Origin of the sequence: Tunicatimonas sp. (assembly GCF_049647865.1) — a bacterium.
Lineage (GTDB): Bacteria > Bacteroidota > Bacteroidia > Cytophagales > Cyclobacteriaceae > Tunicatimonas.
Genome location: NZ_JBARYM010000728.1, coordinates 1 through 10,553, shown reverse-complemented (window position 1 = coordinate 10,553; position 10,553 = coordinate 1). Strand labels below are relative to the sequence as shown.

At 45.4% G+C, this 10,553-nt stretch carries 11 protein-coding genes; 9 read left to right on the top strand and 2 right to left on the bottom strand.

All coding sequences use genetic code 11. From position 1 onward, the window contains the following. The coding region (locus WBA23_RS21315) for a hypothetical protein (protein ID WP_424584303.1) at nucleotides 1–501 on the bottom strand (501 nt) is incomplete at its 3' end. A 153-nt stretch (nucleotides 502–654) separates the two neighbouring features. Between WBA23_RS21315 and WBA23_RS21310 the strand changes: the two genes are divergently transcribed. Then, complete coding sequence (locus WBA23_RS21310; protein ID WP_424584302.1) at nucleotides 655–816, top strand: hypothetical protein; 162 nt, start codon at nucleotides 655–657, stop codon at nucleotides 814–816. Between the two features lie 9 nt (nucleotides 817–825). Then, nucleotides 826–1,221: an RNA polymerase sigma factor gene (locus WBA23_RS21305; RefSeq protein ID WP_424584304.1), complete on the top strand. Its 396-nt coding sequence runs from the start codon at nucleotides 826–828 to the stop codon at nucleotides 1,219–1,221. A gap of 82 nt (nucleotides 1,222–1,303) precedes the next feature. Here WBA23_RS21305 and WBA23_RS21300 read toward each other — a convergent pair whose 3' ends face one another. After that, a complete protein-coding gene (locus WBA23_RS21300; protein ID WP_424584301.1) occupies nucleotides 1,304–3,574 on the bottom strand; it encodes an aconitate hydratase in 2,271 nt (756 codons plus the stop codon). 269 nt (nucleotides 3,575–3,843) lie between these two features. On the opposite strand from WBA23_RS21300, the gene WBA23_RS21295 reads away from it, so the two are divergent. The 7 genes from WBA23_RS21295 to WBA23_RS21265 form a co-directional block, all read left to right on the top strand. Next, nucleotides 3,844–4,584, top strand: a complete 741-nt coding sequence (locus WBA23_RS21295) for an alpha/beta hydrolase (protein ID WP_424584300.1) — start codon at nucleotides 3,844–3,846, stop codon at nucleotides 4,582–4,584. 194 nt (nucleotides 4,585–4,778) lie between these two features. Then, a complete protein-coding gene (locus WBA23_RS21290; protein ID WP_424584299.1) occupies nucleotides 4,779–5,384 on the top strand; it encodes an RNA polymerase sigma-70 factor in 606 nt (201 codons plus the stop codon). A gap of 16 nt (nucleotides 5,385–5,400) precedes the next feature. After that, on the top strand, nucleotides 5,401–6,387 hold the full coding sequence (locus WBA23_RS21285; RefSeq protein WP_424584298.1) for a FecR family protein: 987 nt from the start codon (nucleotides 5,401–5,403) through the stop codon (nucleotides 6,385–6,387). A gap of 63 nt (nucleotides 6,388–6,450) precedes the next feature. After that, a complete protein-coding gene (locus WBA23_RS21280; protein WP_424584297.1) occupies nucleotides 6,451–7,098 on the top strand; it encodes a hypothetical protein in 648 nt (215 codons plus the stop codon). A gap of 70 nt (nucleotides 7,099–7,168) precedes the next feature. Continuing rightward, nucleotides 7,169–7,810, top strand: a complete 642-nt coding sequence (locus WBA23_RS21275; protein ID WP_424584296.1) for a hypothetical protein — start codon at nucleotides 7,169–7,171, stop codon at nucleotides 7,808–7,810. A 35-nt stretch (nucleotides 7,811–7,845) separates the two neighbouring features. Then, nucleotides 7,846–8,427 (top strand): hypothetical protein, encoded by a 582-nt coding sequence (locus WBA23_RS21270; protein ID WP_424584295.1) that lies wholly within the window; start codon nucleotides 7,846–7,848, stop codon nucleotides 8,425–8,427. 101 nt (nucleotides 8,428–8,528) lie between these two features. Beyond that, nucleotides 8,529–10,553: TonB-dependent receptor (locus WBA23_RS21265; protein ID WP_424584294.1), on the top strand; the 2,025-nt coding region annotated here is incomplete at its 3' end.

The window sequence follows — 10,553 nt, the reverse complement described above, 5'->3', positions numbered from 1 at the left end:
AGCTAATGCTGTTTGTTCTAGTAATTTCCCTTTCTGCTCATATACGGGCATAAGATATACTGAATCACGATCAGTCAGCCAAGGCATAGTATAAATTGTTTTCCCTTTTGCAGGAACGACTTCTGGTGATAAATCGTAAAAATTACTTCCCATATCAAAAGACCTACCTAATCGCGCTTTACCTCCACTTTCCTGTGTCTTTTTGTATAAAGTAAAAAACTCAGGGTTCTGCGATGGAAATATCCAATAAACGGGAAGCTGATAAGTACTATCCCCCCGGTTCTCAATCACAAACTGAAACTGAAAATTTTCTCCTTTTTCAAATACGGCTTGTGGCTCATCTTGCATATTGAGAATTTGCAAGGTAAAGGTAAGATCACCTACCTGAACGCGATCTACGGCTGAAGAATCCGTAGCCAAATTTTCTACTTCATCTTCGCAGCCCACCGCCGTTAGCACGACCATCACTACGGCATTGAAAATTGTCACTGCTTTTTTCATATTTATTACGTTGTATTTTGTAAAGACACCAAACATGAGCAAATGGTAGAATTACCGAGTGATTGTTTTATATTTTTCCCCCTATTTGCTTGGTCACTATATACTATACTGCGATATTGAGGAAAGTTGCAGCGAGCTAGTAAAAAATTTTTTATGAACTTATCTACTCTGTCTGACGGAGAGTTACTCAGTCAGTTCCAACAGGATCGCAGCCCTGATTTCTTCGCCGAACTGTTCCGTCGCTATGAGGCACACGTGATTGACAAGTGCTATCGCTACCTGAAAGACCGGGATGATGCCCAGGATGTATCCTAAGAAGTATTCATACGGGTATTTACTAAATCGCATACGTACCAAACGCACTTACCTTTCAAGCCCTGGCTTCATAAAATTATCAGCAATCGTTGCACTGATCATATTAAGCAGGATAAAACAAATCTGCATCAGGAAATATCCAGCAAGATTGCTGATACCATAGAAGAAGAAATAGACACTGAATCAGTAATTCGTCCTACAACTGAAATACTGGAGGATCTGTTGGAAAAAGTAAGTGGACGGAGCAAACTAATACTGACCCTAAAGTACAAACAGCACTGGTCAATAAGAGAAATTGCTCAAACCCTTAATCTCAACGAAAATACGGTTAAATCTCACCTGAAACGAACGCGCGAAGAGCTACAAAAGCTACTAGAGCAGTATTCTAATTCTTTTAGTCAATAAACTGCAATGCTTATGTTTTCATATAAAAATAAAAAAGCCATATCTACGTAAGATACGGCTTTAGGATAATCGTGAAAAGCAGTTAAGACTCTGCTTCCAACTTACGAATCAAATTCAGTGCTGAGCCCGATTTAAACCACTCTATCTGATTACCATTGTACGTATGATTCGTCTTAACCAGATCTTCCGAACCATCCGCGTGCTTAAACTTTAGGGTAACTTGCTTTCCTTCCCCAAACTCGTCTAAATCCACGGTATCAACTATATCATCTTCCAACACTTTATCGTAATCCGACGGATTAACAAATGTTAGCGCCAGAACGCCCTGTTTCTTCAAATTGGTTTCGTGAATCCGGGCGAAGGATTTTACCAACACAATGCGTACTCCCAAATGACGGGGTTCCATCGCCGCGTGTTCTCGGGAAGAACCTTCTCCGTAATTTTCATCACCGACCACAATCTGCGGGGTGCTTTCGGCTTTGTAGGCTCGGGCCGTATCCGGTACTTCGCCGTATTCGCCGCTAAGTTGATTCTTCACTTTATTCGCCTCTTTGTTGTAGGCATTGATCGCCCCAATGAAGCAGTTATTAGAAATATTATCCAAGTGTCCCCGGAACCGCAACCACGGGCCCGCCATGGAGATATGGTCGGTGGTGCACTTACCGTAGGCTTTCAGCAGTAGTCGCATTCCGGTAATATTATCGCCTTCCCATCCATCAAACGGGGTGAGAATTTGTAATCGCTCGGAGTCTTCTTTCACCACTACATTCACGTCACTACCATCATCCGCCGGAGGTTGATAGCCAGCGTCTTCCACCCCAAAACCGTTAGGAGGCAGCTCAATACCGTGCGGTTCCTCCAACATTACCTCTTCCCCGTTTTCATTAGTCAATTTGTCTTTTAGCGGATTGAACTTTAGCGTACCGGCAATGGCTAACGCCGTAGTCAGTTCCGGCGAAGTAACGAAAGAATGAGTATTCGGATTTCCATCATTCCGCTTAGCAAAGTTCCGGTTAAAGGAAGTTACAATCGTATTCTTTTTATTAGGGTCTTTGCTATGGCGAGCCCACTGACCGATACAGGGCCCACAGGCATTGGCCAGTACTACTCCGCCCATTCCGTCGAAAACATCCAATAAACCGTCGCGCTCGGTGGTATACCGCACCATTTCCGAACCCGGCGTAATGGTAAATTCCGACTTAGCTGATAGTTTTTTGTCGATGGCTTGTTGGGCTATAGAAGCAGCCCGGGTAATGTCTTCGTAGGAAGAGTTAGTGCAAGAGCCAATCAGCCCCACTTCAATCTTCTCGGGCCAGTCGTGCTCCTTCGCGGCTTCGGCTAGTTTGGAAATTGGCCAGGCCAAATCGGGGGTAAATGGTCCGTTCACGTGTGGCTCCAATTCCGAAAGATTGATCTCAATCACCTGATCAAAGTATTCGTCGGGATTGTCCATCACTTCTTGGTCGGCCCGCAAATGATCTTTTACCTTTTCGGCTTCGGCGGCCACATCGGCGCGTTCGGTTGCCTCCAGATAATCCTTCATTTTTTGCGAGTAATGGAATAGGGAAGTGGTGGCCCCAATCTCAGCTCCCATGTTACAGATAGTTCCTTTACCGGTGCACGAGATGCCATCAGCTCCCTCTCCAAAATATTCTACAATAGCACCGGTTCCACCTTTCACGGTCAGAATTCCGGCTACCTTTAGAATAACATCTTTGGCGGATGTCCAGCCACTTAGTCGACCAGTTAGTTTTATACCGATTAGCTTAGGCATCTTTAGCTCCCAGGGCATACCAGCCATCACGTCCACGGCATCAGCACCGCCTACGCCAATCGCGACCATTCCCAAACCACCGGCATTCGGAGTGTGCGAATCCGTACCAATCATCATGCCCCCGGGGAAGGCGTAGTTTTCCAGCACCACTTGGTGAATAATTCCGGCCCCAGGTTTCCAGAACCCGATGCCGTACTTGTTGGAAACCGAAGAAAGAAAATCGTAAACCTCTTTGTTGCTGTTAACCGCTTTTTCCAAATCTTCTTCCGCACCTACTTCGGCTTGAATCAGGTGGTCACAGTGTACGGTGGATGGTACGGTTGTCTCGTCCTTCCCTGCTTGCATAAATTGTAACAATGCCATTTGGGCGGTAGCATCTTGCATGGCTACCCGATCAGGCTTGAAGTCTACGTAGGCACCACCGCGCTCGTAGGCTTCAGTGGGATTGCCCTGATACAGGTGGCTATACAGAATTTTTTCGGCTAATGTTAATGGTCGCCCCACGATCTCGCGGGCTTTACTAACGCGGTCACCCAGTTGGGCGTACACGTCTTTAATCATATCTAAATCAAATGCCATAGGGAAAGAATAGTTAAAAAGTGATTAATAGCTTATACTGCAAAAATACAGATTGTGCCGTATTATAGTACTAATAGTAACGTACTTGACCAATGATAATGTTTCGCAACCGCATTTGCAATACCAAAATAACTCAATTATTCGCTCTATTATGTTTGTTTATCATTAATTGGGAAGATGCTATAGGGCAAACCAACGATCCGTTTCCTGTTGATACTACAAAATATGAACTGCAAAGTGTGGTGTATAAAACGACTACTCAGGCGTAATTGAAGCTACATATCTATAGTCCCCAATCAAAAGGGGACGAACCTACCCCGGCAATTCTCTTCTTCTTCGGAGGAGGCTGGTCGAGTGGCAATCACCTCCATTTTGCCCCTCACAGCAAGTACTTGGCTTCTCGAGGAATGGTCGCCATCACGGCCGATTACCGCGTAAAAAACCAGCACGGTACCACTCCCATTGAAGCCATTCAGGATGCGCGGGATGCGTTGCGCTATCTGGCAAAACATGGAACGGAAATGGGGATTGATACTTCGCAGATTGCCGTAGGCGGTGGTTCGGCCGGAGGACATTTGGCCTTGTGTACCGCGTTGATCAACCACTTCGATACCGAGGATAAGTCGCTGTATCAACCGAAAGCTTTAGTACTGTACAATCCGGTAGTGAATACTACCTCCGAGGGTTATGGTGCAAAAGCAATGGGCCCAGATTCTCTAAGAGCTTCACCCGTTCATCATTTGAAACCCAGTATGCCACCTACCGTGATTTTCCACGGAGAGCAAGATACTACTGTACCAATAGCTAATATTAATGAGCTGGAAACCAAAATGGATAGTCTGGGAGTAGCAAGCACTGTTTACATTTACCCTAATCAGAAACATGGCTTCTTTAACTTGGGTCGTCAGCCCGCTCATCGCTACTTTCTGGAAACCTTATACCGGACCGATCAATTTCTCGCTGAGCACAAATTTTTGGTAGGAAAGCCTACTTTCAATCGGATTAAATAACCCATTTATTCTTCCTGTAATAATTTTTATGGTTACTTGAAAGTCAGTAATTCAAACTGACTAAATTTAAGTTTTAGTTTCTTTAGTGACGATGGGCAATTAGCTACAGCAATTACAGATATATTTAGCGTTAGGCTTAACTGATATTTTCATCAACTACGGCCTTTTCGCATATTTATCGCTGAAATCTTATCATGCAACAAGAACAACAACAATGGTTAGCCCAACTGACCCAAGGAGATAAGCGAGGGTTGCAGCAAATCTTCGACTGCCATTATACTAATCTTTGCCGTAGTGCTCTCCGGATAGTTCACCGTCCCGAAATCGCCGAAGAAATTGTACAGGATGTGTTGGTGCATCTGTGGGAGAAGCGAGATACCCTAACCGTATCAATTTCTCTATCCGCTTATTTGAACCAAGCAGTTCGGAACCGGTGCCTTAATCACCTCAAGAGTCGGGCGGCGCGCTACGACTGGGCCGATGAAATTACCAATTATCAGCATCCGGTGGAAGTATCTCCGATTGATAAACTTCAAGCCAGCGAGTTACACGAAGCTATTGCGCAGATTCTTCCGCAGTTGCCCGAAAAATGTTGGCTAATATTTAGTATGATTCGCTACGAAGAGCGTTCGTACCGTGAGATTGCTGAACAGCTGAACGTATCGGTCAAAACGGTAGAATACTACATGAGTAAAGCCCTCCGGCTTATCCGTGAACATTTATCCCGCTACGGCTATGGCTGGATTGGAGTAGATTTTTTAAAATTTCTTTCAGGGGAAAGCGGATTTCCCTTGTCATAAGGTAAAGACTACGATCATGGCTACTGATTGGAACTTAATAACCAAATATGTGCGGGGCGAAATTAGTCCAAAAGAACAGCAGCAATTGCAAGATTGGCTCAAGGAAGATGCGGTTCATCAAGCATTATTAGATAAAGTTGAGCAAGATTGGAAAGCATCCAGTACTATCTACCACCGCTATACACCGGATCTCAACCAAGCGTGGCAAGCCATTGAAGAACGATTAGACGACACCCCAATAGTCGGATTGTCTACCAGAACCGCCCGTAAAACCTGGTGGCTCCGAGCCGCCGCGATTGCCGTAGCTGTTGTCGGATTAGTGTACCTAGTGCAACAGCTCAACCAACCGGGTGGTTGGGGTCTGGCGGAAATTAGTACCGATTATCAGGAGCGGCAACAATTGACCTTAGTAGATGGAACACAGGTGTGGCTGAACGAGAACACGAAGCTACGGCACCCGGAAGAATTTACGGATAGTACTCGGATTGTTTATCTGGAAGGGGAAGCTTTCTTTGATGTGGCCCGCAACGAAAATCAGCCATTCCAAATCTTTAGCGATAAGGCCGTGACCCAGGTGTTGGGCACTTCGTTTGAGGTAAGCACGCGTGATACAGCAGTGACTGTCACGGTAGCTAGTGGAGTCGTCGCTCTTTTCGAACGAGATGATCCAACGGATCGAGTGGTACTTCGCTCCGGTAATCAAGGTACATTATCCAGAACCTCCGGTAAAATTACTAAAGCGGATACGTTCAGCCGGAATACGCTAGCCTGGCATACCCGTCAGTTGACCTTTAATAATCAATCGCTGGCGGAGGTTGGTCAGCTACTGGAAGATGTTTATCAACGGAAGATAAAGATTGACACGGCTATCCAAAGTCTGAAACTTACCGCCGAGTTTGACAATCAATCATTAGAAGAAGTGCTGGAGGTGATAGCTATAACGCTGGACATTGAGTACGAATTAACCCGAGAAACAGTGTATCTGAAAAAAATTGAAAAATAATTCAGGTTTGGTTTAGGGTTGAGTGCTTTTGCTCTGTCTTATCAGAGAATAACCTAAAATCATATGAAACCACTTTTTGTAATTTTCATTTTGTTTGGGAGTAGCAATTTTTTAGTAGCTCAATCCAATGAGACGCTCCCGAAATCTCTAGATTGGTCAATTAGGGTTAACACAGGGGGCACGGCCAAAGCAAACTTAGCGGACGGGTACTATTTTTCGTTCGATGTGGGAATTCCGCTCAAGCGATGCTTGCAAATTGCTCCTACCTTTAGTTTCTCGTCAGTAGGTTCCGGTAATTTTTTCTCCAATAGCTGGAACAGGTCTGGGATTCTATCTACGAGTATTCCCGGGGAAGCACCTCACAATAATGCATATGATCAAGATATACTGGGATCGGTAAGTATTCTGTTGCTACTAAATCCACTAACATTATTTAATGACCAATCGAGTAGGCACGAATTATTAGTAGGTACAGGCTACGGATATAAATCTTATATCCAAGCGAGAACCAAATATCAAGTAGACGGCCAAAATGTAGAGACAAGTAGCTTTAGTACTAAATCTAATTCCGGATTTGAACCTTACTACTTCAAGCTAATGTACAACTACTATTTTCAAGAGAACTTATTTGTAGGAATAGTAGCCGGGATGGATGGGTACGATGGTGATGCAATGACGAATATAGGGCTACAGTTTGGGGTAAGATTCTAACCAGACTGATCAGAGAAAATATTATTCTGCTCATAGTATTTCGTAATCACCTGAAATAATCACTTTTGTCATGAAAAAAGCCTTCGTAATCTTTGTCGTCGTTAGCCTAGCCTACCTGAGTGGTTGGGCTCAGCAATCAGCTACTAATGTAGTTAAACCGGAGAGACCGGTGCGTATTGGATTGAAGGTGGGTTTACCCAATTTGGTGGGGCTTAATGTGGAATACGTGACCCCGTGGCTAGGCGGAAGATTAGCTCCCACGATTGACCTCACCATTATACCGCATCGCATGGAAGAAACAGTAGATTCTACTGGTGCAACGAAAAGCTTTAACCTTACCATTACCTACTGGGAAGCCGGGTTAAACTATTATTTCTCTAAGCTGGGGCAAGGCTGGTACGGCAATGTAAGTTACGGTCGCCTAAGTATGTTCGTTGACGCATTGGATTTTTATGATGCTGTTCAACCCACTAATGAATGGGTTGGGAAGATAGATGCCACCATCAACTTTTTAAATTTTAAGGTAGGGGGTAAGCTAGGTAAAACTATTTATTTTCGTCCCGAATTAGGCTTCGCGCTGGCGAGCTTGCAGAATGGGTTTAACTACACGACCATTGATCTAAACGGCAATACGGAAGTGGTGACTGAAGAGGCATCCGGCTTACTTTCGCTTATACCTATTATCAACATTGGTTTAGGAGTGGCTTTTTAAATGAAGAATGAATTGTTTCTACTGATTTTTTACCTATGCGAAGTATATTTACAGCCTACGTACTGCTTATTACTAGTTCATCAATAGCTCAACAAACTAACCCTGAACCGCTTCGTTCATTATTTAAACTCGAGGGGGGAGGGACTATGCACCAATTCATGCTAGCCTACGAACAGCCGGTAAATAGTCAGTGGACAATAGACCTGAGAGTGGGGCTGGGGTACGATTTTTTTCTGGAAGTAAATCCAGCTAACCCAGAAGGTAACATTCGTCTTTGGTGGTTTGATGGTGTTGCCGCGTTTACAAAAGCTGAACTGAGGAGGTATTACAACCGGAAAAAATGGGCTGAACAAGGGAAGTCTGTATCCAGAAACGCCGGCCACTACGTGGCACTGAGCACGGGTTACGCCCACGGATTAGCCTCCTCACCGGATTTTCCCTTGAATGGGGCCATGCTCACCGAAATCCAATGGGGAGCTCAGTGGCAGGATCGTGAATGGGAAAACTGGTTATCGGCGTGTCGGTTAGGACTAGGTTACGCCTCCAAGGACAGCTACCTCCGTGGCTCGCTGTATCCTGTACTTGATTTAGCACTTATTCACTATCTCCGACGGTAGATACTGTTAACTTAGATCAATCTAACGTTACGATATTCAATATAAAAGATGATCGCGATGGGATATCAATTATATTAGTATCGTTAAAATTTCACTAACCCATGCGTTCGCTGAAGCTACTTACCAACTACCGGATCTTAATTCTTTCCTTACTTCTGTCGGGTAGCGTATACAGCTCACTAATTGCCCAAGTTAAGCTAGAAGAAACTATTCAGATGGATTCTTCTCAGTATAAGGTGTATCAGCTGCTCGACCAGTTAAAGGTCCGGCAGGGCTGGCGGGTGGCTTATAGTGAGAACTACTTAAACGTAAATCAGGTGGTTTCTCTTCCCCAATCAGAGTTAACTTTGCGGGAATTACTACATGCCATTGCTCAGGCTACCGGAACCGCTTATCATCTGCGAGAAAATCAAATTATCTTTCAAAAGAAGAATGCCAAGTTCACCATTAGCGGCTATATCCGGAATGCTTCCAGTGGAGAAGATTTGATTGGAGCTAGTATCTGGCGGTGTAACTCTAGTACATCCGATAGTAGTTTGGCCCCAATGTTGGGCATGAGCAGCAACAAGTACGGGTTCTACAGTCTAACGCTTCCCGCGGCCGATTCGGTACGCTTACGCTGTTCCTACGTCGGGCATAACTCTCAAGTTGCTACTATTGCTCTGCACCAAGATACAATCATCAACTGGAATTTGAGCAATGCCATGCTAGCCGAAGTGATGGTTACCTCGTCTTCTACCCAGCCAATAGCACCGCTCTCACCGGATTTACCGGTGGCCCCCCGGTTTTTGTTAGCTACGCCCATGCTGCTGGGAGAAGTGGATGTGCTCAAGGGGTTGCAGCGCTTGCCCGGAGTACAAGCTGGGGTCGATGGCTCCGCTGATCTTTTCGTTCGGGGAAGTAGCCCCGACCAGAACTTGATGCTGCTAGACGGGGTACCGGTGTACAACGCTACCCATTTGTTTGGTTTCTTCTCCATCTTCAATGCCGATGCTATCAACTACGTAGATTTTTACAAAGGGCACTTCCCCGCTCGCTACGGCGGACGGTTAGCTTCGGTAGTTGATATGCAGCTAAAAGAAGGTAACCGGGAGAAGTTTCAGGGAACCGGTAAAATAGGATTGCTGTCTACTCGCCTTACGTTGGAAGGGCCAATATTCAGTGAGAAAACCTCATTTTTAGTATCCGGTCGCTACGGCCATCCCGGAATAATAACCCGACTGCTAGCAAATGATCAGGATGGTATAGGAAATTTATATTACGGGTTTCATGATCTAACGGCGAAGATCAATCATACATTTTCGCACCGTGATCAACTCTATTTAAGTGTGTATTCGGGACGAAACCGGCTAAGCGAAGCTGGTAATTTTGAGACAACTTTTGAATCTACGGATGAAACCAGAACGGTAGTGTCTGATGGCGATACTTGGTGGGGGAATTTTACAACGGCCCTGCGCTGGAACCATATTTTTAATCAACGAATATTTAGTAATCTGACCTTAACCCGTAGTCGTTACCACTATCGCGGTGATGAATCCGAGCGGATTGAAACTAGCCAGGGTGGGGACGATCCGCTGGTGAATGAATACGATCGGAAACGGATTTCGAGCATCCGCGATTGGGCCGCAAAACTGGACTTTGACTTTTTACCCAACCCCCGCCACCACCTGCGCTTCGGGAGTAGTGTCACCTTACACGGATTCCAGCCCAACTCGGTAGATTTAGTGCAACGTATCGATGAGCAAATATTAATAGATACAACCTACGGCACTCGTACGGTATACGGAACGGAAGTCGACATTTACGTAGAAGATGAAGTGCAGCTAGCTTCTTCACTCACCGCTAACGTGGGGTTTAGAATGTCGGCGTTTCTACTGGATGATGTTACCTTTTTTCGGGGGCAGCCTCGTTTATCATTGCGCTATCGGCCCTCTTCTTTAGCTTCCGCCTGGGTATCGTACAGCCGAATGGCCCAGTTTCTCCACTTGTCAACCTATCCGCTCATGAATTTGCCTACCGACCAGTGGCTACCCTCTAACCGTGAGCTGCCTCCGGAGACGGCCCATCAGTGGGGGGTAGGCTACCGGCGGCAACTGGGTAACTACTACCGGATACAGGCAGAAGGA